The organism is Pseudomonas sivasensis (assembly GCF_013778505.1).
Classification (GTDB): domain Bacteria; phylum Pseudomonadota; class Gammaproteobacteria; order Pseudomonadales; family Pseudomonadaceae; genus Aquipseudomonas; species Aquipseudomonas sivasensis.
The window spans coordinates 35,477-60,329 of the sequence record NZ_JAAOWU010000013.1; the positions used below are offsets into that span (position 1 = coordinate 35,477).

At 59.1% G+C, this 24,853-nt stretch carries 20 protein-coding genes; 9 read left to right on the forward strand and 11 right to left on the reverse strand.

The window, feature by feature from the left end; translation table 11 throughout:
• The first annotated feature begins 58 nt into the window (after window positions 1–58).
• Together G9Q84_RS20045 and G9Q84_RS20050 are read left to right on the forward strand one after the other, a co-directional pair.
• Complete coding sequence (locus tag G9Q84_RS20045; protein ID WP_032888817.1) at window positions 59–637, forward strand: PilZ domain-containing protein; 579 nt, start codon at window positions 59–61, stop codon at window positions 635–637.
• A gap of 44 nt (window positions 638–681) precedes the next feature.
• Window positions 682–1,404, forward strand: a complete 723-nt coding sequence (locus G9Q84_RS20050; RefSeq protein WP_181643971.1) for a glycerophosphodiester phosphodiesterase — start codon at window positions 682–684, stop codon at window positions 1,402–1,404.
• Between the two features lie 42 nt (window positions 1,405–1,446).
• Here G9Q84_RS20050 and sthA read toward each other — a convergent pair whose 3' ends face one another.
• Window positions 1,447–2,841, reverse strand: a complete 1,395-nt coding sequence (gene sthA, locus G9Q84_RS20055) for a Si-specific NAD(P)(+) transhydrogenase (RefSeq protein ID WP_032888814.1) — start codon at window positions 2,839–2,841, stop codon at window positions 1,447–1,449.
• A gap of 259 nt (window positions 2,842–3,100) precedes the next feature.
• Between sthA and G9Q84_RS20060 the strand changes: the two genes are divergently transcribed.
• The gene (locus tag G9Q84_RS20060) at window positions 3,101–3,634 is read left to right on the forward strand and encodes a chalcone isomerase family protein (protein WP_032888812.1); all 534 of its coding nucleotides are present in this window, start codon (window positions 3,101–3,103) and stop codon (window positions 3,632–3,634) included.
• A 194-nt stretch (window positions 3,635–3,828) separates the two neighbouring features.
• Here the strand turns inward: G9Q84_RS20060 and G9Q84_RS20065 are convergent, their stop codons facing one another.
• The gene (locus tag G9Q84_RS20065) at window positions 3,829–5,292 is read right to left on the reverse strand and encodes a glyceraldehyde-3-phosphate dehydrogenase (RefSeq protein ID WP_032888810.1); all 1,464 of its coding nucleotides are present in this window, start codon (window positions 5,290–5,292) and stop codon (window positions 3,829–3,831) included.
• A 340-nt stretch (window positions 5,293–5,632) separates the two neighbouring features.
• On the opposite strand from G9Q84_RS20065, the gene mfd reads away from it, so the two are divergent.
• Genes mfd through G9Q84_RS20080 form a run of 3 tightly spaced genes read left to right on the forward strand, consistent with a single transcriptional unit; the run spans window position 5,633 to window position 12,357 of the window.
• Window positions 5,633–9,082, forward strand: a complete 3,450-nt coding sequence (gene mfd / locus G9Q84_RS20070) for a transcription-repair coupling factor (RefSeq protein WP_032888809.1) — start codon at window positions 5,633–5,635, stop codon at window positions 9,080–9,082.
• A gap of 11 nt (window positions 9,083–9,093) precedes the next feature.
• Complete coding sequence (locus G9Q84_RS20075; RefSeq protein ID WP_032888806.1) at window positions 9,094–9,660, forward strand: CsiV family protein; 567 nt, start codon at window positions 9,094–9,096, stop codon at window positions 9,658–9,660.
• A gap of 9 nt (window positions 9,661–9,669) precedes the next feature.
• Entirely contained in the window at window positions 9,670–12,357 is a 2,688-nt protein-coding gene (locus G9Q84_RS20080) for a DEAD/DEAH box helicase (protein WP_181643972.1), read from the forward strand.
• Between the two features lie 87 nt (window positions 12,358–12,444).
• On the opposite strand, the gene nagZ is transcribed toward G9Q84_RS20080, so the two are convergent.
• Both nagZ and G9Q84_RS20090 read right to left on the reverse strand, forming a co-directional pair.
• A complete protein-coding gene (gene nagZ, locus G9Q84_RS20085; RefSeq protein WP_032888802.1) occupies window positions 12,445–13,455 on the reverse strand; it encodes a beta-N-acetylhexosaminidase in 1,011 nt (336 codons plus the stop codon).
• A gap of 144 nt (window positions 13,456–13,599) precedes the next feature.
• Window positions 13,600–14,307, reverse strand: coding sequence for a TetR/AcrR family transcriptional regulator (locus G9Q84_RS20090; protein ID WP_032888800.1), 708 nt, complete (start codon window positions 14,305–14,307; stop codon window positions 13,600–13,602).
• A 263-nt stretch (window positions 14,308–14,570) separates the two neighbouring features.
• Between G9Q84_RS20090 and lexA the strand changes: the two genes are divergently transcribed.
• Window positions 14,571–15,179 (forward strand): transcriptional repressor LexA, encoded by a 609-nt coding sequence (lexA, locus tag G9Q84_RS20095; protein WP_003172575.1) that lies wholly within the window; start codon window positions 14,571–14,573, stop codon window positions 15,177–15,179.
• A gap of 10 nt (window positions 15,180–15,189) precedes the next feature.
• Window positions 15,190–15,663 (forward strand): SOS-induced cell division inhibitor SulA, encoded by a 474-nt coding sequence (gene sulA / locus G9Q84_RS20100; protein ID WP_095184114.1) that lies wholly within the window; start codon window positions 15,190–15,192, stop codon window positions 15,661–15,663.
• 258 nt (window positions 15,664–15,921) lie between these two features.
• On the opposite strand, the gene G9Q84_RS20105 is transcribed toward sulA, so the two are convergent.
• The 7 genes from G9Q84_RS20105 to G9Q84_RS20135 form a co-directional block, all read right to left on the reverse strand.
• The gene (locus G9Q84_RS20105) at window positions 15,922–16,155 is read right to left on the reverse strand and encodes a hypothetical protein (protein ID WP_032889274.1); all 234 of its coding nucleotides are present in this window, start codon (window positions 16,153–16,155) and stop codon (window positions 15,922–15,924) included.
• A gap of 118 nt (window positions 16,156–16,273) precedes the next feature.
• Window positions 16,274–16,795 (reverse strand): DUF6586 family protein, encoded by a 522-nt coding sequence (locus G9Q84_RS20110; protein WP_095184113.1) that lies wholly within the window; start codon window positions 16,793–16,795, stop codon window positions 16,274–16,276.
• Between the two features lie 127 nt (window positions 16,796–16,922).
• The gene (topA, locus tag G9Q84_RS20115; RefSeq protein WP_032888794.1) at window positions 16,923–19,544 is read right to left on the reverse strand and encodes a type I DNA topoisomerase; all 2,622 of its coding nucleotides are present in this window, start codon (window positions 19,542–19,544) and stop codon (window positions 16,923–16,925) included.
• A 114-nt stretch (window positions 19,545–19,658) separates the two neighbouring features.
• The gene (locus G9Q84_RS20120) at window positions 19,659–19,895 is read right to left on the reverse strand and encodes a DUF1653 domain-containing protein (protein WP_010212074.1); all 237 of its coding nucleotides are present in this window, start codon (window positions 19,893–19,895) and stop codon (window positions 19,659–19,661) included.
• Between the two features lie 97 nt (window positions 19,896–19,992).
• Window positions 19,993–21,168: an acetyl-CoA C-acyltransferase FadA gene (gene fadA / locus G9Q84_RS20125; RefSeq protein WP_024074080.1), complete on the reverse strand. Its 1,176-nt coding sequence runs from the start codon at window positions 21,166–21,168 to the stop codon at window positions 19,993–19,995.
• A 29-nt stretch (window positions 21,169–21,197) separates the two neighbouring features.
• Complete coding sequence (gene fadB, locus G9Q84_RS20130; RefSeq protein ID WP_032888792.1) at window positions 21,198–23,345, reverse strand: fatty acid oxidation complex subunit alpha FadB; 2,148 nt, start codon at window positions 23,343–23,345, stop codon at window positions 21,198–21,200.
• Window positions 23,346–23,838: 493 nt separating this feature from the next.
• Complete coding sequence (locus tag G9Q84_RS20135) at window positions 23,839–24,276, reverse strand: hypothetical protein (protein ID WP_032888790.1); 438 nt, start codon at window positions 24,274–24,276, stop codon at window positions 23,839–23,841.
• 105 nt (window positions 24,277–24,381) lie between these two features.
• Here G9Q84_RS20135 and G9Q84_RS20140 point away from each other — a divergent pair, with 105 nt between their 5' ends.
• On the forward strand, window positions 24,382–24,822 hold the full coding sequence (locus G9Q84_RS20140) for a universal stress protein (RefSeq protein WP_032888788.1): 441 nt from the start codon (window positions 24,382–24,384) through the stop codon (window positions 24,820–24,822).
• The last annotated feature ends 31 nt before the right edge of the window (window positions 24,823–24,853 follow it).

Genomic DNA, 24,853 nt, shown 5'->3' on the forward strand with positions numbered 1-24,853 from the left:
TGGCGGGGTCTGGTAAGCAGCTTTACACTCTGACCATTACCGTTACCTGGGGTTCGCCATGTCGACATTAGATGAAGAAGAGCGCCGCGAATACTACCGTATCGACGACATGATCGCACTCCAAATCAAAAACCTGTCGGCCCCCGAAGCGGCGAGCAAGGAAGTGTTGCTGGATGATTCACCGCTGTTCAACCTGCTCAGCGAATTGCACCTCAGCGAATTCGAAGCCCAGCACCTGCTGCGCCAACTGAGCGAGAAGGACCGCACCCTCGCCGCCTTCCTGCGCGTGCAGAACAAGCGCGTAGACCTGCTCAGCCAGATCATGGCACGCGGCCTGCTCGATGAGGTGGGCGCACCGCAGCCGGTGATCATCTCCGAAGGCGGTATCGACTTCCAACACCCTACCTCACTGGTCACCGGCGCTCACTTGGCCGTCAAGCTGGTGCTGATGCCCCAGGCGCTCGGCCTGCTGTTGCGGGCGCGGGTCACCCATTGCGATCCCAAGGGCGATGGCTTTGACGTGGGTACGGAATTTGAGTCCATGACCGATACCCAACGCCAACTGCTGGCGCGCTACATCCTGCAAAAGCAGGCCCAGGAACGCCGCCTGGCGCGGGAACAAAGCGACGACATCTGAATTCGTATTCACTACGCCAGCCAGCCTGGCGCAAAGGAGCAACTGTGACCCTGATTTACGGCCACCGCGGTGCCAAAGGCGAAGCACCGGAAAACACCCTGACCAGCTTCCAGGAGTGCCTCAAGCACGGTGTACGCCGCTGCGAACTGGATCTGCACCTGTCCATGGACGGCGAGTTGATGGTCATCCACGACCCGACCCTCAAGCGCACCGCTGACCGGCGCGGCAAGGTCGTCGAGTATTCGGCGGCGGACCTTGTGAAGATGGACGCACGCAAAGGCGGCCCAGGCTGGATCAAACCGTGCCCGATCCCGCGTCTGGAAGAGCTGTTCGAGCATTGCGACTTCGATCACTGGCAACTGGAAGTCAAAAGCGCTTCGCGCACCCGCGCCGCGACCACCGTGCTGGCAATCCGTGAGATGGCGGTACGTTTCGGCCTGATGGACAAAGTCACCGTGACTTCAAGCTCGCGGGAAGTATTGAAAGCGGCGGTTGAACTCACCCCGGACCTGTCACGCGGACTGGTCGCCGAATACGCCTGGCTCGACCCGCTGAAGGTCGCGCAAAACTACGGCTGTGAGTATCTGGCATTGAACTGGACGCTGTGCACCCCGGAGCGTCTGGAAAAAGCCCAGCGCCAGGGTTTGCACGTGTCCGTATGGACGGTCAACGAACCTGCGCTGATGCGCAGGCTCGCCGACTTCGGCGTAGATAGCCTGATTACAGACTTTCCCGGTTTGGCCACTGCCACCCTCGGGAATTACTGAAATCGGTCTCCCCGGCCGGCTCAGGCCACCGGCCGGAGCCGCTCAAAAAAGCCGGTTGAGGCCGTCGTAGGCCGCTACCCGATAGGCTTCAGCCATGGTCGGGTAGTTGAACGTCGTGTTCACAAAGTACTTGAGGGTATTTTGCTCGCCCGGCTGGTTCATGATGGCCTGGCCGATGTGCACGATCTCCGACGCCTGGTAGCCGAAGCAATGCACACCGAGCACCTCAAGGGTCTCGCGGTGGAACAGGATCTTCAGCATGCCTTGGGGCTCACCAGCGATCTGCGCACGCGCCATGCTCTTGAAGAACGCCTTGCCGACTTCATAAGGCACCTTGGCCTTGGTCAGTTCGTGCTCGTTCTTGCCGATCGAGCTGATCTCGGGAATCGTGTAGATCCCGGTCGGCACGTCGTTCACGTAGCGCCAGCTGCCGTTGTCGACGATGCTGCCAGCAGCCGAACGGCCCTGGTCATGCGCCGCACTGGCCAGGCTTGGCCAGCCGATTACGTCACCAGCGCCGTAGATGTTGGTTACACAGGTGCGATAGTTCTCGTCCACCTCGATCTGGCCACGGTTGTTGACCTTGACCCCGATGTTTTCCATGCCCAGCTTGTCGGTGTTGCCGGTACGGCCGTTGCACCACAACAAGGCGTCGGCCTTGATCTTCTTGCCGGACTTGAGGTGCAGGATCACACCGTTGTCCAGGCCTTCGACCCGCTCGTACTCTTCGTTGTGGCGCACGGTGATGTTGTTGTTGCTGAAGTGGTAGCTCAACGCCTGGGAAATTTCCGAGTCGAGGAAGCTCAGCAATTGGTCGCGGTTGTCCACCAGTTCCACCAATACACCCAGGCCGCTGAAGATCGAGGCGTATTCACAGCCGATCACGCCGGCGCCGTAGATGATCAATTTGCGTGGGGTGTGGCCCAGGCTCAGGATGGTGTCGCTATCGTAGATACGCGGATGGTGGAAATCGATATCGGCCGGGCGATACGGGCGCGAACCGGTGGCGATGATGATGTGTTTGGCCACCAGCTTCTCGACCACGCCGTTGGCGCACACCACTTCGACGGTTTGCTCGTCGGCGAAGCTGCCGGTTCCGAAGAACAGGTCGACACGGTTACGGGCGTAGTAGCCGGTACGCGAAGCCACTTGTTTGGAGATAACTTTCTCGGCGCTCTTGAGCACATCCGGGAACGAGAACCAGCGCGGCTCACCAATGGCCCGGAACATCGGGTTGGTGTTGAACTGCATGATCTGGCGGACCGAGTGACGCAAGGCCTTGGACGGGATGGTACCCAGGTGGGTGCAGTTACCGCCGACCTGGCGACGGCTATCGACCATCGCCACCTTGCGCCCTGCCTTCGCGGCGTTCATCGCCGCACCTTCTCCAGCCGGGCCGGAACCCAGTACCACCACGTCGTAGTTGTAGACAGCCATGCGTACTCCTCAGAACAGGCCAGGCGTACGGTTGGACGCCTGGCTAAATCATGCCGCGGCCAGCGGTCATGAAGGACAATTTGGCTCAAGTGTGTGAACCGGGGCACAGTCTATATAAGGCTCAACGCCGCGCACATTAACCCTTGGTCGCGTCGTAGGCCAGTATTGCCTTTACTACACGGCGCATTACCGCTAAATCCTGACACGGCCAGAAATTGAATTACCCTGTAGGCACGTACGTTTTTCAGGACGGGGCATTATGCGACATATAGTTATCTGTTTGATGATGATGCTGTCGATCACGGCGCATGCTAATGAGGCGGATCGATTGAAGCAGGCCGATTTCCCGGCACAGTCCCAGGAACTGGTCCTGAAAAACCAGGCGGTGCTCACGTACCTCTGGGCGGACGTGTACGCGGCGGCGCTATATGCCCCTGCGACGCTGAGCGCCAGACAGGCCTGGGACCAGCAAAAGGCGCTGCGCCTGGTGCTTTATTACTATCGCGACATCGACCGCTCCGACGTAATCAAGGCCGCCACCGCTACGCTGGAGCGCCAGCAAGCCAGCGCACGCTTGAAGCCCGAGCTGGATCAACTGCATGCCAGCTTTCGCAACATACGCAAAGGTGATCGATATGCCTTGGACTTTCATCCAGGGCGCGGCTTGAACCTTGAGATCAATGGCCAAGTGGTGTTCAGCAGCCGTAATGAGGCACTGGCCAGGGCTTACCTGGGTATCTGGCTGGCGCCCAAAGGGCTGTCTGATGAGTTGCGCGGCAAATTGTTGAAATGAAAATGGCCTGCCGTGGGGTATGCATCCACTGAACGACCGCTATCGGGGGCAAGTCCCCTCCCACATGTCGATTTGTGAGTACATTCAAATGTGGGAGGTAGCTTGCTCCCGGTGAGGCCCTGATCGACAACACAAAACCTGCAGCCATAAAAAAGCCCCGAACCAGTCGGGGCTTTTTCATTCAACGCAGAGGCTTAGCGCGGAAACGCAGGCGGGTTAACCCCAGCCATGTCTTCCATCACGCGAACCACCTGGCAGCTGTAGCCGAACTCGTTGTCGTACCACACGTACAGCACAACACGGTTGTCCTGGGTAATGGTCGCTTCCGCGTCCACCACACCGGCGTGGCGCGAGCCAACGAAGTCGGTGGACACCACTTCCTGGGAATTGACGTAGTCGATTTGCTTGTGCAGATCGGAGTGCAGCGCCATGTAGCGCAGGTACTCGTTCATCTCTTCACGGGTGGCGGCTTTCTCAAGGTTCAGGTTGAGAATCGCCATCGACACGTTAGGCGTCGGCACACGGATCGCGTTACCGGTCAGCTTGCCGGCCAGCTCAGGCAAAGCTTTGGCAGCAGCGGTGGCAGCACCAGTCTCGGTGATAACCATGTTCAGCGCGGCGCTACGACCACGGCGATCGCCTTTGTGGAAGTTGTCGATCAGGTTCTGGTCGTTGGTGTACGAGTGAACGGTTTCAACGTGGCCGTTAACGATGCCGAACTTGTCGTTCACAGCTTTCAGCACCGGCACGATGGCATTGGTGGTGCAGGAAGCGGCGGACACGATCTTGTCGTCAGCAGTGATTTCACCGTGGTTGATGCCGTGCACGATGTTCTTCAGCTTGCCTTTGCCAGGTGCGGTCAGAACAACACGGTCGACACCCGGGCAGGCCAGGTGCTGGCCCAGGCCTTCGGCATCACGCCATACGCCGGTGTTATCCACCAGCAGAGCGTCCTTGATGCCGTACTGGGTGTAATCCACCTCAGACGGGTTCTTCGCGTAGATCACCTGGATCAGGTTACCGTTGGCGGTGATGGTGTTGTTTTCTTCGTCGATGACGATGGTGCCGTTGAACGGACCGTGTACCGAATCGCGACGCAGCAGGCTGGCGCGTTTGGTCAGGTCGTTGTCGGCGCCTTTGCGCACGACAATGGCACGCAGGCGCAGGCCGTCGCCGCCACCGGTTTTTTCGATCAGGATGCGTGCCAGCAGGCGGCCGATACGACCGAAGCCGTACAGAACCACATCAGTGCCTTTGCGGGCAGCGGCGTTTTGCTGGCCAACCACATCGGCCATTTCTTCACGCACGAACTGCTCGGCAGTGCGGCCCGCGCCTTCTTTGCGGAATTTGTACGCCAACTTGCCCAGATCTACCGAGGCCGCACCGAGCTTGAGCTCGCTCATGGCCTTGAGCAGTGGGAATGTTTCGTGGACGGAGAGTTCGCTGTCGTCGGCAGAGCGATGGCGCGCAAAACGGTGCGCCTTGAGAATCGCGATGACGGACTGGTTGATCAGGCTGCGGCCATAGATCGAGCTCACCACATTGTTATTGCGGTACAGCTGACCGATAAGCGGGATCATCGCTTCTGCGAGTGCTTCACGGTCGATCCATTCACCAAGACACTGGTCGGGCTTCTGAGTCACGGGAACCTTCCACATGTAGGGGCTGAAAAAAGGGGCTACATTATGCCGCCCGACTGTCCTCGTCGCAATGCGCGCCAGGCAACAAAAAGTCCTTGCTAAAAAATACCGCCCCGCTGCAGCCCAGTAAATACGCGGGTTCCAGAAGGCCACTAGTTCAACGAGTCGGCCGACTTGTCCGTAACCCTCCTAAACATTCACGCTTTTTGGCACTACATATTGAGTCAAAACACGCCATTGTTTGTCTTAGCCACTACATTTCCTACAAACCGTAATAGGCTCAGTCAGCAACTGACAGGCGGCACCTCGGGCCGTTACAATTACCGACTTTGTCGCAACGCTTGGAGCTCAACCTTCCGTGCCCGTTCTGCGTCTACCGCTACTCCCTGCCGCGGCAGGTAAACAGCACTGGGGCAACCTGCCCGGTGCCGCCCTGAGCCTGGCCATTGCCGAGGCTGCCAGCGCAGCCAAGCGCTTTACCCTGCTGCTCACCGCCGACAGCCAAAGCGCCGAACGGTTGGAGCAGGAGCTGAGCTTCTTCGCCCCCGATTTGCCGGTGCTGCATTTTCCCGACTGGGAAACCCTGCCCTACGACCTGTTCTCGCCGCATCAGGACATCATTTCACAGCGCATCGCCAGCCTGTACCGCTTGCCGGAACTGGCCCACGGTGTGCTCGTGGTGCCGATCACAACGGCCCTGCACCGTCTGGCACCGACCAAGTTCCTGCTGGGCAGCAGCCTGGTGCTGGATATCGGCCAGAAACTCGATGTGGAACAAATGCGCACGCGCCTGGAAGCCAGCGGCTACCGCTGCGTCGATACGGTGTATGAGCACGGTGAATTCGCGGTGCGCGGCGCCCTGATTGACCTGTTCCCGATGGGCAGCAAGTTGCCGTACCGCATCGACCTGTTCGATGACGAAATCGAAACCCTGCGCACCTTCGATCCGGAGAACCAGCGCTCTATCGACAAGGTCGACTCGGTCAAGCTGCTACCCGCGCGGGAATTCCCGCTGCAAAAAGACGCGGTGACCCGCTTCAAGGCGCGCTTCCGCGAACGCTTCGATGTCGACTTCCGTCGCTGCCCGATCTTCCAGGACTTGAGCAGTGGGATTACCCCCGCCGGTATCGAGTACTACCTGCCGCTCTTTTTCGACGAAACCTCCACGCTGTTCGATTACCTGCCCCAGGACACCCAGGTGTTCTCGCTGCCGGGTATCGAGCAAGCCGCGGAAAACTTCTGGAACGACGTGCGCAACCGCTACGAAGAGCGCCGCGTCGACCCGTCCCGTCCTTTATTGCCACCCGCCGAGCTGTTCCTGCCGGTGGAAGACTGTTTCGCGCGCCTGAAAAACTGGCCGCGCGTTGTCGCCAGCCAGCAGGACGTGGACGCCGGCAGCGGCCGCGAACGCTTCCCAGCCGGAACGCTGCCGGATTTGGCGATTCAAGCCAAAGCCACGCAGCCCCTGGAGGCTTTGTCCAACTTCCTCGGCGACTTCCCCGGCCGCGTGCTGTTTACCGCCGAATCCGCCGGCCGTCGCGAAGTGCTGCTGGAATTGTTGGAACGTCTGAAACTGCGGCCAAAAACCGTCGACAGTTGGCCGGACTTTGTGAAAAGCAAAGAACGCCTGGCGATCACCATCGCACCGCTCGACGAAGGCCTGCTTCTGGATGATCCGGCCCTGGCACTGATCGCCGAGAGCCCCCTGTTCGGCCAGCGCGTGATGCAGCGGCGCCGTCGCGAAAAACGCGCCGACGCCAACAACGACGCCGTGATCAAGAACCTCACCGAGCTGCGCGAAGGCGCGCCGGTGGTGCATATCGACCACGGCGTGGGTCGCTACCTCGGTCTGCAGACGCTGGAGATCGATAACCAGGCCGCCGAATTCCTCACCATGGAGTACGCCGAGGGCGCGAAGCTCTATGTGCCGGTTGCCAGCCTGCACCTGATCGCCCGCTACACCGGCAGCGACGACGCACTGGCGCCGTTGCACCGCCTGGGGTCCGAGACGTGGCAGAAAGCCAAGCGCAAGGCCGCCGAACAGGTGCGCGATGTCGCCGCTGAACTGCTCGACATTTACGCCCGTCGCGCCGCCCGCGAAGGCTATGCCTTTGCCGACCCGAAAGCCGACTACGCCACCTTCAGCGCCGGCTTTGCCTTCGAAGAAACGCCGGACCAGCAAACCACCATCGAAGCCGTGCGCGCCGATATGCTCGCGCCAAAGCCGATGGACCGCCTGGTGTGCGGCGACGTGGGTTTCGGCAAGACCGAAGTGGCGATGCGCGCAGCCTTCATTGCCGTCCACGGCGGCCGACAAGTCGCGATCCTGGTCCCGACCACCCTGCTCGCCCAGCAGCACTACAACAGCTTCCGCGACCGCTTTGCCGACTGGCCGGTAACCGTCGAAGTGATGAGCCGCTTCAAGTCCGCCAAGGAAGTGAACGCCGCGATCGCCGACCTGGCCGAAGGCAAGATCGACATCGTGATCGGCACGCACAAGCTGCTGTCGGACGATGTGAAGATCAAGAACCTGGGTTTGGTGATCATCGACGAAGAACACCGCTTCGGCGTGCGTCAAAAGGAACAGCTCAAGGCCCTGCGCAGCGAAGTCGACATTCTTACGCTCACTGCGACGCCGATCCCCCGCACCCTGAACATGGCGGTGTCGGGCATGCGCGATCTGTCGATCATCGCCACGCCGCCGGCACGCCGGCTGTCGGTGCGCACCTTCGTGATGGAGCAGAACAAAAGCACGGTCAAAGAAGCACTGCTGCGTGAGCTGCTCCGTGGTGGCCAGGTGTACTACCTGCACAACGACGTAAAAACCATCGAGAAATGCGCCGCCGACCTCGCCGAACTGGTACCGGAAGCACGCATTGCCATCGGCCACGGTCAGATGCGCGAGCGTGAACTCGAACAGGTGATGAGCGACTTCTACCACAAGCGCTTCAACGTACTGATCGCCTCGACCATCATCGAGACTGGCATCGACGTACCGAGCGCCAACACCATCATCATCGAGCGCGCTGATAAGTTCGGCCTGGCGCAGTTGCACCAACTGCGTGGCCGCGTCGGCCGTAGTCACCACCAGGCTTACGCCTACCTGCTGACTCCGCCGCGCCAACAGATCACTTCCGACGCCGAGAAGCGCCTGGAAGCCATTGCTAACACCCAGGACCTGGGCGCCGGATTTGTGCTGGCCACCAACGACCTGGAAATCCGTGGCGCCGGCGAACTGCTGGGCGACGGCCAGAGCGGGCAGATCCAGGCCGTCGGCTTCACCTTGTATATGGAGATGCTTGAACGCGCGGTGAAAGCTATCCGCAAGGGCGAGCAGCCGAACCTCGATCAACCCCTGGGCGGCGGCCCGGAAATCAACCTGCGCTTGCCGGCCTTGATTCCCGAAGATTACCTGCCGGATGTGCACGCACGGTTGATCCTGTACAAACGCATCGCCTCGGCCACCGACGAAGAAGGCCTCAAGGATTTGCAGGTTGAAATGATCGACCGCTTCGGCCTGCTGCCGGAACCGACCAAGAACCTGGTGCGCCTGACCTTGCTTAAATTGCAGGCCGAGCAGCTGGGTATTAAGAAAGTCGACGCAGGGCCACAGGGCGGACGCATCGAGTTCGAAGCGCAAACGCCGGTAGACCCGTTGGTGCTGATCAAGCTGATCCAGGGCCAACCCAACCGCTATAAGTTCGAAGGGGCTACGCTGTTCAAATTCATGGTGCCGATGGAACGTGCCGAAGAACGCTTTAATACCCTGGAGGCGCTGTTTGAGCGCCTCATCCCGAAATCTGTTTGAAGGACGCCCCAATGCGCCTGTTCCGCATTTTGAGCTTGTTGTTGGTGGTACTGGCGCCTTCGGCATTTGCCGACAGCCCGTACCAGGTAGAAATGATCCTGGTGCGCCAAAACGCAGAGCCGGTGATCAACAGCCGCGCCGCGCCGGAAAACTGGGATGCCGGGGCTGTGCGCCTGGGCGACAAGATGAGCCCGCCGCGCCTGAACAATATCGTCGACAAGCTCAGGGCCGATAACAGTTACACCGTGTTGGCGCACAAGGCGTGGGAACAGAACCTCGGTGAACAGCCGGTCAAAATCGCGATCACCGACGGCGAGGAGCAGTTCGGCCAGTTCCCTATCGAGGGCACGCTGAACCTGCAACTGGGGCGCTTTACCGATATCGATGCGCAATTCTGGATCAATCAGTTCGACAGCAAGGGCAGCGTGATTGCCAGCGAGCACCTGAACCAGACCGACGTGCGCACCAAGAACAACCAACTCAACTATCTGGACGGCGGCCATCTGGCACTGCTGATCAAGATCACTTCGCTGACCGCCAAGCCACCCAGCGCACCACCGCCCGACATTCAGGACTGATCCAGCGCCATGCCCCTGACATCGTCGCTGACCAAACCCCTGGCCCCTTCGTGGGCCAATCGCTTCAAAGAGCAGAGCCTGGAGCGCGGGCGACGTTACGCGCTGGAGAACCGGGTGCGCATCGTCGAATCCGGTGACAGCACCATCATCGCCAGTTGCGAAGGCTCGGGCGGCAACGTTTACCGACAAACCATCTCGCTGCGCGAATCGGCCAAGGGCTCGCTGATTCTGGTAGACAGCCGCTGCACCTGCCCGGTGCACACCAATTGCAAACACATCGCTGCCGTTTTGCTCAAGGTCCAGGAAACACTGGCGTATCCGGCAGCCGCACAGGACGCCGAATTGCTGGAAAAACTCCAGGCCGTACTGGATAACCGTGTGGTGTTGCCGCAGGTGGTGATGGAGGACGTGCCGCCGGTCCCGCGCCTGTGGCTGGCGAGTGTCGAGTTCAGTGCGTTCGAACCGCGCAATGGCAAGATGCAGCGCTATATCCAGCACCGTGCCGCGCTCTCGTTCAATTACTTGGGCAACTATGTCAGCGGGCAAAAGAACGCCGACATCATCGTGCGCCAGGAAACCCAGAGCCTGCGCATCAAGCGCCATCCGGAGCTGGAACAACCCTTTCGTGAACGACTGCGCCTGCTGGGTTTCAAGATCGCCACCCGCCAGAGCAAGGCACTGCCGGAAAGCGCTGGCGAGCTCTTCGAAATGGTCAATGACAGCGCCTGGCTGAACTTCACCCTTAACGTCTCACCCACCCTGCGCGCCGAAGGCTGGGAATTGCAGATCGATGAGGATTTCGGTTTCGACCTGAGCCCGGTGGACGACTGGTACGCCACTGTCGATGACGGGCCTGAGCGCGATTGGTTTGACCTGGAACTGGGCATCATCGTCAACGGAGAGCGGCTGAGCCTATTGCCGATCCTGCTGAATCTGATGCGCTCCCACACCGAGATCCTCAACCCGGAGAAACTCGCTCGGCGCCGCGATGACGAACTGATCCTGGTGAATATCCCCGGCCTGCCCAACGGCCACGGCCCACTACAAGTGGCATTACCTTACGGCCGCCTGAAACCGGTTCTGGCAACGCTTGGCGAGTTTTACCTACAGGACCCTGGCACCACGCTGCGTTTGGCCAAGGCCGATGCAATTCGGTTGAACCCGCTGGAAGACCTGCCACTGCAATGGGAAGGCGGCGAGAAGATCCGCAACTTTGCCCAACGCCTGAGGGATATCAAGGACTTCACCTGTGCGGCGCCCGAGGGTTTGAACGCGACGTTGCGCCCGTATCAGTTGGAAGGCCTGAGCTGGATGCAGTCGCTGCGGCAATTGGACGTCGGCGGGATCCTTGCGGATGACATGGGCCTGGGTAAAACCCTGCAGACCCTGGCGCATCTGCTCAGCGAAAAGATTGCCGGACGCCTGGACCGGCCCTGCATGGTGGTGATGCCCACCAGCCTCATCCCTAACTGGCTCGACGAAGCCGCGCACTTCACACCGCAACTCAAGGTGTTGGCGCTGTACGGCGCGGGACGCAAGAAACACTTCGCCAACCTGCAGGACTACGATCTCCTGCTCACTACCTACGCCCTGCTGCCCAAGGATATCGACCACCTCGCCGCCCTGCCCTTGCACGTACTGATCCTGGATGAAGCCCAGTACATCAAGAATCCCTCCAGCAAGGCGGCCCAAGCGGCGCGCGAGCTGAATGCTCGGCAGCGCCTGTGCCTGAGCGGCACGCCCTTGGAAAATCATCTGGGCGAACTGTGGTCGCTGTTCCACTTCCTGCTGCCAGGTTGGTTGGGCGACGTAAAAAGCTTCAACCGTGATTACCGCGTGCCCATCGAAAAGCGCGCCAGTGAGGTGCGATTGCAGCACCTCAACGGCCGGATAAAACCCTTCCTGCTGCGCCGAACCAAGGAACAAGTGGCGACGGAGTTGCCACCCAAGACCGAAATCATCCACTGGGTCGACCTCAACGAGGCACAGCGCGACGTGTACGAAACCATGCGCCTGGCCATGGATAAAAAGGTCCGCGACGAGATCACCCGCAAGGGCGTGGCGCGCAGCCAGATCATCATCCTTGAAGCGCTGCTCAAGCTGCGACAGGTCTGCTGCGATCTACGCTTGGTCAACGACGCCACTCTGCCTGCCCGCGGCAGCAGCTCGGGCAAGCTCGACAGCCTGCTGGAAATGCTCGACGAGTTGTTTGCCGAAGGTCGCCGGATCCTGCTGTTTTCCCAGTTCACCTCGATGCTGAGCCTGATCGAAGTCGAACTGAAAAAACGCGGCATTGCCTACGCGCTGCTCACCGGCCAGACCCGGGATCGGCGCACGCCGGTGAAGGATTTCCAGAGCGGCAAGTTGCAGATTTTTCTGATAAGCCTGAAGGCCGGTGGCGTGGGGCTTAACCTGACGGAAGCCGATACCGTGATCCACTACGATCCGTGGTGGAACCCGGCGACGGAAAACCAGGCCACTGACCGTGCGTATCGCATCGGGCAGGAGAAGCCGGTATTTGTCTATAAGCTGATTGCCCGAGGGACGGTGGAAGAGAAAATCCAGCACCTGCAGAAGGAAAAATCCGACCTGGCGGCGGGTGTGCTGGATGGACGAACCACCGGGGATTGGCAGTTGGGCAATGAGGAAATTGAAGCGTTGTTTGCGCCGCTGCCTGATAAGCAAGAGAAGCGCTGACCGTTAGATTGTTTGGTAGGCAAGCCACACACCCGGAATGAACACCCTGTGAGAGCTGACTTGCCTGCGATGGCCTCGCCGCGATGTTCAGCCGATCAACTGAGCCTTTCGCAACGCAGTGAGCGCCGCCAACCAACGCGGATCCTGCTTGTAATCGGTCGAAGCAATCGCCTTACCACGCATGCGCGCAATTCGGGGCGATGGAGTGACTTTCATCCGCTGCGCCGCAGTGAGGGCAAGCTCCGCAGCAGCACGGTCATTGCACACCAGCCCCATGTCACAGCCGGCCGTCAATGCCGCTTCGATACGACTGGCCGCATCGCCGACCACATGGGCACCGGCCATGGACAGGTCATCACTGAAAATCACCCCGTCAAATTGCAGCTCGCCGCGCAGGATGTCCTGCAACCAACGGCGCGAGAAACCAGCAGGCTGGGCGTCGACTTGCGGGTAGATGACGTGAGCCGGCATCACCGCCGCCAATTGCTTGCTCAGACGTGCGAAAGGCACCAGATCATTGGCGCGAATCTGTTCCAAGCTACGTTCGTCATTGGGAATGGCAACGTGGGAATCAGCCTCTGCCCAACCATGTCCCGGGAAGTGTTTGCCGGTCGCAGCCATGCCAGCGCTGTTCATGCCACGAATAAAGGCACCTGCGAGCACCGCAGCACGCTCGGGGTCGCCCTCAAAGGAACGGGTGCCGACCACCGCGCTGCGCTGGTAGTCCAAGTCCAACACCGGGGCGAAGCTCAAATCCAGGCCGACAGCCAACACTTCGGTGGCCATTATCCAACCGCACTGCTCGGCCAGGTATTCAGCGTTGGGGTTATCCGCCAGCGCACGCATAGCCGGCAGGCGCACGAAGCCTTGGCGCAAACGTTGTACACGACCGCCTTCCTGATCGACGGCCAGCAGCAAATCCGGGCGCACTGCGCGAATCGCCGCGCTCAGTTCACGCACTTGGCGCGGATGCTCGATATTGCGCGCAAAAATAATCAGGCCACCCACTTCAGGCTGACGCAACAAGTGGCGATCCTCGGCCGTCAGCCAGGTACCGGCAACGTCGACCATCAAAGAACCTTGCAGGGCAGCAGTCATAAACCTTCCTTAAATAACGCACACAACCCGGTGCACTTGCTTCGCGCGATACGCGCGGCAAGCACAACGGGTTGCGAGTAAATAGCTGAATTCGGCATGGCGGCTAGCTTAGCGGATGCAAGCAGCCGCGCACACCCGGCGTAGTCAAACCTTGGCAGGAACCGGCGCAGTTTTGCTGCGTGGACGCAACTGGGCAGCGGCCATGCCCGGATCGGTCACACCGGTTTCGGCACGCATGCCGGCGGCGAGGAACGGCACCATCAGGCGCATGACCTGTTCGATGGAGGTGTTGACGCCGAAATCGGTCTCGGCAATCGCACGCAGTGCCTTGATGCCCGACATGCTGAACGCCGCCGCACCCAGCATGAAATGCACGCGCCAGAACAGTTCGATAGGCGGGATACGCGGCGCCGCTTCGTTGACCAGCAACATATAGCGGCGGAACACCTTGCCGTACATGTCTTCCAGGTAACGCCGCAAGTGGCCCTGGCTTTGGCTGAAAGCCAGGCCCAACAGGCGCATGAAAATCGATAGGTCGTTGCCACTGCGAGGCTGGACCACCAGGGCTTGCTCGACGAGGATCTCCAGCAGCTCTTCCAAGCTGGGCTTGTTGTCTGCCTTCGCCTGACGGCGCTCTAGCTCACGATCGAGACTTGCGCAAAACGGCCCCAGGAAGCGAGAGAACACCGCCTGGATCAGGGCTTTTTTCGAGCCGAAATGGTAGTTCACAGCGGCGAGGTTGACCCCTGCCTTGCTAGTGATCAGCCGCAATGAAGTTTCAGCAAATCCTTTTTCCGCGAACAATTGCTCGGCAGCATCGAGAATGCGTTCAACGGTTTCCGACTGGGCCATGACTACTCCGCCTGACAAACACTTGTTTGAAACATACGTTTCAGGGTGTGTCTTGTCAAGCCTGCGGGTTCGCTTTCCGGCCGGTCAGTCATCTATTTCATCGCTATTTAATCACATCCCTTCAGGTCTGTAGGCAGTGCCATACCTGCGTTGTAGGAAGGATGGCGAATGACCGTCCAGCGGAGCCACAGAAAAGGATGATTGCCAAGCGCAGTTCACTGTATATAATCCCAGTCACTGTATAAAAAGACAGAGCGATCAACATGCTAAAACTGACGCCACGCCAAGCTGAGATTCTGGCTTTTATCAAGCGCTGCCTCGATGACAACGGCTACCCGCCGACACGAGCTGAGATTGCGCTGGAACTCGGGTTCAAGTCCCCCAACGCCGCCGAAGAACACCTCAAGGCACTCGCCCGCAAAGGTGCGATCGAGATGACCCCCGGTGCCTCGCGCGGTATTCGCATCCCTGGCTTCGAAGCCAAGGCCGACGAATCAACACTGCCGATCATTGGCCGCGTTGCCGCTGGTGCGCCGATCCTGGCACAACAGCACGTCGAGGAGTCCTGCAACATCAACCCGACTTTTTTCCATCCGCGTGCCGACTACCTGTTGCGGGTGCACGGCATGAGCATGAAAGACGTGGGCATCTTTGACGGCGACCTGCTAGCCGTCCACACCACCCGCGAAGCCCGTAATGGCCAGATCGTCGTCGCCCGCATCGGCGATGAAGTCACCGTAAAACGCTTCAAGCGCGAAGGCAGCAAGGTCTGGCTCCTGGCCGAGAACCCTGAGTTCGCCCCGATTGAAGTAAACCTGAAAGATCAGGACCTGGTGATCGAAGGCTTGAGCGTCGGCGTCATTCGCCGCTAAAGGAGGCATCATGCAGCTCGTACACACCCCACAACACACACAACTGTCGCTGTTCGAGGCCTTTATGGCTCAACCCCTTGCGCCCATCCTCAAGCAAACGGTAGAGGCGCCCTGGAGCGCTGAACCCGAGGCGTTCAGTGAACTGTCGTTGCGCGGTGCGGCCGGGAGCTGCCTGAGCCTATTGGCACCTATCCTGCGTGATCTGAGCGAAGATCAGGATGCACGCTGGTTGACCCTGATTGCCCCGCCCGCCAGCCTTACACAGGCCTGGCTGCGGGACGCCGGCCTCAATCGTGAGCGCATCCTGTTACTGCAACCGCGCGGCGCGCAAAGTGCCCAGCAGTTGACATGCGAAGCGTTGCGCCTGGGTCGTAGCCATACGGTGGTGAGCTGGTTGAATCCGCTGAATGCGTCGGCCAAGCAGCAATTGATCAGTGCCGCACGCACGGGTGATGCACAGAGTTTGAATATTAGATTGGGATAAAAAGCTGGGTTTGATGAGGGCGCGAAGAGGGCTGATTGTAGTGAGCATGCTCATTATGCTTAGCGAACTTCTGTGGCGAGCGAGCTTGCCCCGCGCTGGGCTGCGAAGCGGCCCTGAATAGATTGATGCGGTATATCGGATAATCCACGGCGCCTGGTTTTAGGGCTGCTTAGCAACCCAGAGCGGGGCAAGCCCGCTCACCACAACAAGTACACTCATCAAAAAATCCGCTCGCAATAAGCAGCGCTCGGCACAGACTCAGTGAAGAACCCGCGACCCATCCTCTTTCTCCGGCTCGCCTTCCGCCAGGCGACCAGCCATCTGCACACCTACGCTCAACATGGCTTTTGCCACTTCCACGTGCTGGCCTTGCAGGAACGCTTTTGCGTCCTCTGAAAAGTCCAGAATAACCAGAGAACCCTCGTCCTCAGCCCGACGCAGCTCGATTCGGCCGTCAGGCAACTCAACAATTTCCAGAAAGGACGTCGGCATAAAAGTCTGTTCTCCACGAAAGGCCGGGATTATATCAGTCATCCACCCAGCCTCGCTGAGGATCTAGGGAGGTTTCTTTACAGCTTGATGAACGGTGCTTTCCAAACCTACTCGGGGTTTAGCACTCGTTCAGGCCCTCACGAAAGCGCAGCGCCATCTTCTTCAGCTCCTGACGCCAGCCCTCCAACTCTTCCCGGCTCAATGACTTAGGCTCGTCCTCCTCCAGCGCAACTGCCAAGATCAATGGCTGCCTCACGTCACCCTTAGGCACATGGGGAACACGCGGCGGCTGAAACATATCGGCATGGGCCTTGAGCAGGCGCGCCACCCAGCTGTCTGGGCTCTGGGCCATCTCTACCAGTTCCGCCAGCTCAGGAATCGCCATGGTCTCCAGCACTTCACGGCTCATGATCATTTCCGCACGGGGCGAACCGGCCTGGGGCAAGCGGTAGAACCCGGCGATTTCATGGCACAGGCCCAGCAAGGCGCCGTACAGGTGGAATAAGGCTGCTTCACGCCCCGCCTGAACCAGCGCGATAGCATTCATCTCCTTCCCTTCCTCGGCACGACCAAGGGCTTCCAGGGACAAACCCGCGAAGTAAATTTTCTGATTGGTACGGGTATAGAGTTCGTTAGCCATGACGGCAATCTCCACAACGAATGAGGCGCGATGCTGGCTTAACAGTGTCACGGATCAACCGAGCCCGCTGCAAGCGCAAAAAAAGGCCGCCCATACAGGCGGCCTTTGTCTATCGCAAATTAGTCGATCAAGCGCCTTGGCGCTTGTCTTCGACCTTCCACTTGCCGCCGTCGTAGAACGCTTTCCAGCCGGTAGGCTTGCCGTCTACTTCGGTCTGTACGTACTGCTCCTTGGTCTTGCGGCTATAGCGGATCACGGCTGGACGACCATCCGGGTCCTTCTTCGGCGCTTCACACAGGAAGTGGTACTTCGGATCGATCTCGTCCTTGTGCGGAACGATTTCCAGCACCAACGGCGCGCGGGTCTCGCGGTTTTTCGGGAACTGGCTTGCCGCCAGGAACAACCCCGAAGCGCCATCACGCAGGATGTAGGTATCGTTGACCTTCTCGCACTTGAGTTCCGGCATCTTCACCGGATCCATCTTCGGCGGCGCCGCATCACCGCTTTTCAGCAGTTTGCGAGTGTTCTTGCAGGTCGGATTGGTGCAACCGAAGAACTTGCCGAAACGACCCGTCTTGAGCTGCATCTCGCTGCCGCACTTGTCGCATTCCAGGCTCGGCCCTTCGTAGCCCTTGATGCGGTAGGTGCCCTCTTCAATCTCGTAGCCGTTGCAATCCGGGTTGTTACCGCAGATGTGCAGCTTGTGCTTCTCGTCCAGCAGATAGGCGTCCATAGCCGTGCTGCAGATCGGGCAGCGGTGCTTGCCACGCAAGACCAGCGACTCGGACTCACCTTCGTCATCGGCGGCGATTTCATCACCCGGCACCAGATTGACCGTGGCCTTGCAGCGTTCTTTCGGCGGCAAGCTGTAGCCCGAGCAACCAAGGAACACGCCGGTGGATGCCGTACGAATCTGCATCGGGCGGCCGCACGTCTGACACGGGATATCGGTCATAACCGGCTGGTTGGCACGCATGCCGCTCTCAGGGCTCTCAGCTACTTCGAGTTTCTTCTTGAAGTCGCCGTAGAACTCGTCGAGTACATTTTTCCAGTCGCGCTCACCTTGGGCCACGTCATCGAGGTTCTCTTCCATGCCGGCGGTAAAGCCGTAATCCATCAGGTTGGAGAAGCTCTCGGACAGACGCTCTGTAACGATGTCGCCCATCTTTTCCGAATAGAACCGACGGTTGTGCAGCGCTACATAACCACGGTCCTGGATGGTGGAGATGATCGCCGCGTAGGTCGATGGACGACCGATACCGCGCTTTTCCATTTCCTTGACCAGGCTGGCTTCCGAGTAACGCGCCGGCGGCTTGGTGAAGTGTTGGGACGGGTCGAGCTTGATCAGCTTCAACGTATCGCCCTGGGCCATGTCCGGCAGTACATCGTCGTCACCAGGCTTGGCGATTTGCGGCATCACGCGGGTGTAGCCATCGAACTTGAGGATACGACCCTTGGCACGTAGTTCGAAGTCGCCAGCACCCACGCTGACGGTTGTCGACAGATATTGCGCCGGCAGCATCTGGCAAGCCAGGAACTGGCGCCAGATCAGCTCGTAGAGGCGCTCAGCGTCGCGCTCCATGCCACTCAGCTTGCTTGGCTCGGTGTTGGCATCGGAAGGACGAATCGCTTCGTGAGCCTCCTGGGCGCCTTCTTTGCTGCTGTAGACGTTCGGCTTCTCCGGCAGGTACTTATTGCCGAACTCGCTTTCAATATAGGTACGCGCCATTGCCACCGCGTCTTGCGACAGGTTGGTGGAGTCAGTACGCATATAAGTGATGTAGCCGGCTTCGTACAGACGCTGGGCCATCATCATGGTTTTCTTCACGCCGAAGCCCAGGCGGTTGCTCGCGGCCTGCTGCAGGGTGGAGGTGATGAACGGTGCCGACGGTTTGCTGCTGGTCGGCTTGTCTTCGCGCTTGACGATGCTGTAGCTGGAGGCCTTGAGCTTTTCCAGCGCGGCCATGGCCTGAGCTTCGTTCAGCGGCTTGAAGGCTTCACCTTTCTCGCGGGCCACTTCAAAGCGCACGTTGTTGCCCTTGGCAGTGCCCAGGTCGGCGTGGACTTCCCAATACTCTTCAGGGTTGAACGCACGGATCTCACGCTCACGCTCCACCACCAGCTTGACCGCTACCGATTGCACACGACCGGCGGACAGCCCACGGGCGATCTTGGCCCATAGCAGCGGCGAGACCATGTAACCCACGACGCGGTCGAGGAACCGACGGGCCTGCTGCGCGTTGACACGGTCGATATCGAGCTCGCCCGGCTTGGAGAAGGCTTCCTGAATGGCTTTCTTGGTGATTTCGTTGAACACCACACGCTTGTAGCGGCTGTCGTCACCGCCAATGGCTTCCCGCAGGTGCCAGGCAATGGCTTCCCCTTCGCGGTCCAAGTCCGTCGCGAGATAGATGGTGTCGGCATCTTTGGCGAGCCGGCGCAGCTCTTCGATGACCTTTTCCTTGCCCGGAAGGATTTCGTACTTGGCCTTCCAGCCATGATCCGGGTCCACACCCATGCGCGAGACCAGCTGCTTGCGCGCTTTCTCTTTAGGCGTGAGCACCGGACCTTCGCCCGCAGCCGCCTTGCCGCGCTTGGCGGCGGGCTCCTTGCTGGCGCTAGCCGAACCGCTGGTGGGCAGGTCTCGGATATGGCCGATACTCGACTTCACCACGTACTCGTTACCCAAGTACTTGTTGATGGTCTTGGCCTTAGCCGGGGATTCCACAATGACCAGCGATTTGCCCATGGATCGGAAAATTCCTGAATTCGAGAAGTGAAAGGCGGTTGGCGCCTGACGCGGCAACGCTATATATAGTGGCAACAAGGTGAGGTCAAGCGCAGCATTCTGCGCCGCCTGCCGTTATTGCCCTGAAAAAAGACTGGGTTCGGCCTGGACCAAAGCAAAGCGCGGGACCTGCTCGCCGTCAACTTCGACGGTCTCCAGAAACATGCTCAAGGGACGCACCCAAAAGCCGTAATCGCCATACAGTGCTTGGTAGAACACCACTTCTTCTTCGGTCTCGGAATGCCGTGCCACGCTGAAAACGCGGTACTGCGGACCCTTATAATGTTGGTAGAGCCCTGGTTCGACTTTCATGCTCTGGCCCCCTTACAAAATTTGTTGAAAAAAAATATTAAAAATTCCAAAAAACAAAAACCGGGGCACTTGGCCCCGGCTTCCGTCAACTCAACGCTTAGACGCGTTCGAAGACGGTGGAAATGCCTTGGCCGAGACCAATGCACATGGTTGCAACCCCAAGGTTACCGCCATTTTGCTTCATCACGTTAAGCAAAGTGCCGGAAATACGCGCACCGGAACAACCGAATGGGTGGCCCAGGGCAATCGCACCGCCGTGCAGGTTAACCTTCTCGTTCATCTTGTCGAGTACTTTCAAATCTTTCAGCACCGGCAGGGCCTGTGCGGCGAAAGCTTCGTTGAGCTCGAAGAAATCGATATCGGAGATAGTCAGGCCCGCGCGCTTCAACGCTTTTTGTGTGGCCGGTACAGGACCATAGCCCATGATTGCCGGGTCCACACCCGCCACTGCCATCGAACGGATCACTGCCAGCGGCTGGATGCCCAGGTCCTGGGCACGCTGCGCCGACATCACGATCATGCACGAAGCACCGTCGGTGATTTGCGACGAAGTACCCGCTGTCACGGTGCCGCCCTTTGGATTGAATGCCGGCTTCAGGGCCGCCAAGCTTTCCAGGGTGGTGTCCGGACGAATGGTTTCGTCGTAGTCGAACAGTTTCAAGAAGCCGTTCTCGTCGTAACCGTTCATCGGGATGATTTCATCCTTGAACTTGCCTTCCACGGTCGCCTTGTGGGCGAGTTGGTGGGAGCGCAAGCCGAACGCGTCCTGGGCTTCGCGGGTAATGCCGTGCATCTTGCCGAGCATTTCTGCAGTCAAGCCCATCATGCCAGAGGCTTTCGCCGCGTAGAGCGACATGTGCGGGTTTGGATCGACGCCGTGCATCATGCTGACGTGGCCCATGTGCTCCACGCCACCTACTACAAACACATCCCCGTTGCCAGTCATGATCGCTTGGGCGGCGGTGTGCAGCGCGCTCATGGACGAACCGCACAAGCGGCTCACGGTCTGGCCAGCAGCTGTGTGCGGGATCTGAGTCATCAGCGACGCCATGCGCGCGATGTTCCAGCCCTGCTCTAGGGTCTGGTTGACGCAGCCCCAGATTACGTCTTCGACTTCGTTCGGGTCGACCTTGACGTTGCGTTCCAGCAATTTGCTGATCAGGTGCGCGGACATGTCTTCAGCGCGGGTGTTGCGGTGCATGCCGCCCTTGGAGCGGCCCATCGGTGTGCGACCGAAGTCGACAATCACCACGTCTCTTGGATTCAAGCTCATAAATATTCTCGCTCTAGTCGTCTGGGCGCTTAACCGAAGAAGCTCTGGCCATTTTTGGCCATTTCACGCAGCTTCGCGGTCGGGTGGTACAGCGGGCCCAGATCAGCGTATTGATCAGCCAGGGCAACGAATTCGGCCACACCGATCGAGTCGATGTAACGCAGCGCACCGCCACGGAATGGAGGGAAACCAATACCGTACACCAAGCCCATATCGGCTTCGGCGGCGGTTTCAACGATACCGTCTTCCAGGCAGCGAACGGTTTCCAGGCACAGGGCAATCATCATCCAGTTGATGATGTCCTCATCGGACACCTCACGCTGTTCGTAGATGACCGGTGCGAGCACTTCGTGAACCGATGGATCGGCGACTTTTTTCTGCTTGCCCTTCTTGTCGGTCTCGTAGGCATAGAAGCCCTTGCCGTTCTTCTGGCCCAGGCGCTTGGCTTCATAGAGAGCATCGACAGCGGAGCGGCGGTCGTCTTTCATGCGGTCCGGGAAGCCTTCAGCCATCACGTCACGACCGTGGTGGCCGGTGTCGATGCCGACCACGTCCATCAGGTACGCCGGGCCCATCGGCCAGCCGAATTTTTCCATGACTTTGTCGATGCGCACGAAGTCAACACCGGCGCTCACCAGCTTGGCGAAACCACCGAAGTACGGGAACAGCACGCGGTTGACCAGGAAGCCTGGGCAATCGTTGACTACGATCGGGTTCTTGCCCATTTTCTTGGCGTAGGCAACGGTGGTGGCAATCGCCAGCTCGCTGGACTTCTCGCCACGGATCACTTCCACCAACGGCATCATGTGCACCGGGTTGAAGAAGTGCATGCCGACGAAGTTTTCCGGACGCTTGAGGGCCTTGGCCAGCAGCGAGATGGAAATGGTCGAGGTGTTCGAGGCCAGGATGGTGTCGTCTTTGACGTGGCCTTCAACTTCAGCCAGTACCGCCTGCTTGACCTTCGGGTTCTCGACAACAGCTTCGACCACCAGGTCGACATGGCCGAAATCGCCGTAGGACAGCGTAGGACGAATACCGTTAAGTACTTCAGCCATTTTCGCTGCGGTCATGCGACCTTTATCAACGCGCCCCACGAGCAGCTTGGCGGCTTCGGCCAGACCTTGCTCGATACCGTGCTCGTTGATGTCTTTCATCAGGATCGGCGTGCCTTTGGACGCCGACTGATAGGCAATACCGCCGCCCATGATACCGGCGCCGAGTACGGCAGCCTGTTTCACGTCCTTGGCGATTTCGTCGTAGGCCTTGGCCTTTTTCTTCAGTTCCTGATCGTTCAGGAACAGGCCAATCAGGCTTTGGGCAGCCGAGGTTTTCGCCAGCTTGACGAAGCCTGCCGCTTCCACTTCCAGGGCTTTATCGCGACCGAAGCTCGCAGCTTTCTGGATGGTTTTGATCGCTTCAACCGGCGCCGGGTAGTTCGGACCGGCCTGGCCAGCGACGAAACCTTTGGCGGTTTCGAACGACATCATTTGTTCGATGGCGTTGAGCTTGAGTTTTTCCAGCTTCGGCTGACGCTTGGCCTTGTAATCAAATTCGCCGCTGATGGCGCCCTTGATCAGGTTCAGTGCGGCTTCGGCCAGTTTGTCCGGAGCAACCACGGCGTCGACGGCACCGACTTTCAGCGCGTCTTCAGCACGGTTTTCCTTACCGGCGGCGATCCACTCGATGGCGTTGTCGGCCCCGATCAGGCGCGGCAGGCGCACGGTGCCGCCGAAACCTGGGTAGATGCCCAGTTTGACTTCAGGCAGGCCGATTTTGGCGGTGGCCGACATGACGCGGAAGTCTGCGGCCAGGCACATTTCGAAGCCACCGCCCAGCGCGATGCCATTGATCGCGGCAACGGTCGGTACGTTGAGGTCTTCGAAATCGCTGAAAATCTTGTTGGCTTCGAGGTTGCCAGCCACCAGCTCGGCATCGGGCAGCTTGAAGTTGTCGACGAATTCGGTGATGTCAGCGCCGACGATAAACACGTCCTTGCCGCTGGAGACGATCACGCCCTTGACCGAAGCATCTGCTTTGATGGTGTCTACGGCCTGACGCAGTTCATTCAGGGTTAGACGGTTGAACTTGTTGACGGACTCACCCTTGAGGTCGAATTTCAATTCGACGATGCCACTTTCAAGAGCCTTAACCGTGATGGCTTTACCTTCGTAAATCATCAACTGATCTCCACGATATGGAAGCTGAACAGTACACATTGGACGCTGGCCTCTGGTTGGACACTGGCCTTTAGGTCAATGCTCACTCCAATCCGCCAGGCACACCCGCCAATGCGATAGTCGGGATGTATGTGCGCGCGGTCTGACAGACAAACGCTCAATTCATACGCCCGTTTGATTTGGGTACGCCACCTTCATCCAATTCCAGGCAATTGTCAATCGCTCGAAAGGCTAGGAAAAACGCGACTTTCCAGTCATTTCAGAACTCAAACCATAGGCGCACGCTTCGCCAATATTCAAATATTCACGAAATCAATTATAGGAAGGATGTGGGAAAAGACTGTACAGAACGGGATATCCGGCTAGGCTAGCCGCAACCATAACGCGCACGGATGAACATCCGACGCAGCAAGCACAGATTACCGGCCTGCCTGGCCAACTCCAGCCCGATGATGATGTCGGGCTTTTTATTGCCTGAAATTCAGTAGGCGCTTCAGGCCAGCGCTTTGAGCAGCGCATCAATGGCGAGCAAATCACTCGCTTCGCCCTTCTCGCCCCAGTACAGGGCAATCATCTGCTTATCGGCCTCGACCTTGTAGACGTTGGCCGGCAGCGTTGCAAAATGCGGCAACAACTTCTCATCGTCGCAGACTTCACGCCATTGATTAACCCACACACCCGGCTCCAACTGCCAATAACTCCAGGTTGCCGGCGTGCTGCCGCGTCGTGGCCGGCAGTATTGCGCACAGGGGCTCGGCGGCTCTTGCTTGAGCCAGTGCGGCCACTCCTGAGGTGCCAATTGCATGGCCAGGCCGATGCGGCGCGCCTCCATGCGCAGGGCCATTCGCCCGCTCTGGTGGCGCGAAGGGCGTAGCCATGCCAGAGGGCTCAGAACCACCACAAGGATTGACACCACTATCCAGACCGTCATATGAGTACCCCCGAATTTCTAGATGAGCGGATTTGACCTGACGCAACCCCATCCGCTTGAAAGCAGCCATACTGAACTTATTGCAGTCCCCTGGAGGAACGCCCCATGTCCTACACACATATTCTGGTCGCCGTCGACCTGACCGAAGAGTGCGATCCAGTGATCAAGCGCGCGCAGGCTTCAGCAATCGCCAACGGCGCCAAGCTGTCACTGGTACACATCGTCGAGCCCATGGCCATGGCGTTTGGCGGCGATGTGCCGATGGACCTTTCCCAACTGCAACAACAACAGTTCGATCAGGCCAAAGAACGCCTGGACCGGTTGATCATCAAATACCCGGAACTGACCAAGGAAAACTCCCACCTCACTTACGGCCAACCGCGCCAGGAGATCCACCACCTGGCCAAGGAACAGAACTGCGATCTGATCGTGGTGGGCAGCCATGGCCGTCACGGCTTGGCATTGCTGCTGGGCTCCACCGCCAATGATGTACTGCACGGAGCGCCGTGCGATGTGTTGGCCGTTAAGTTGGTAAAAAGCTCGTAACGCCGATGAAGATGCAATGCGGGAGGGGCTT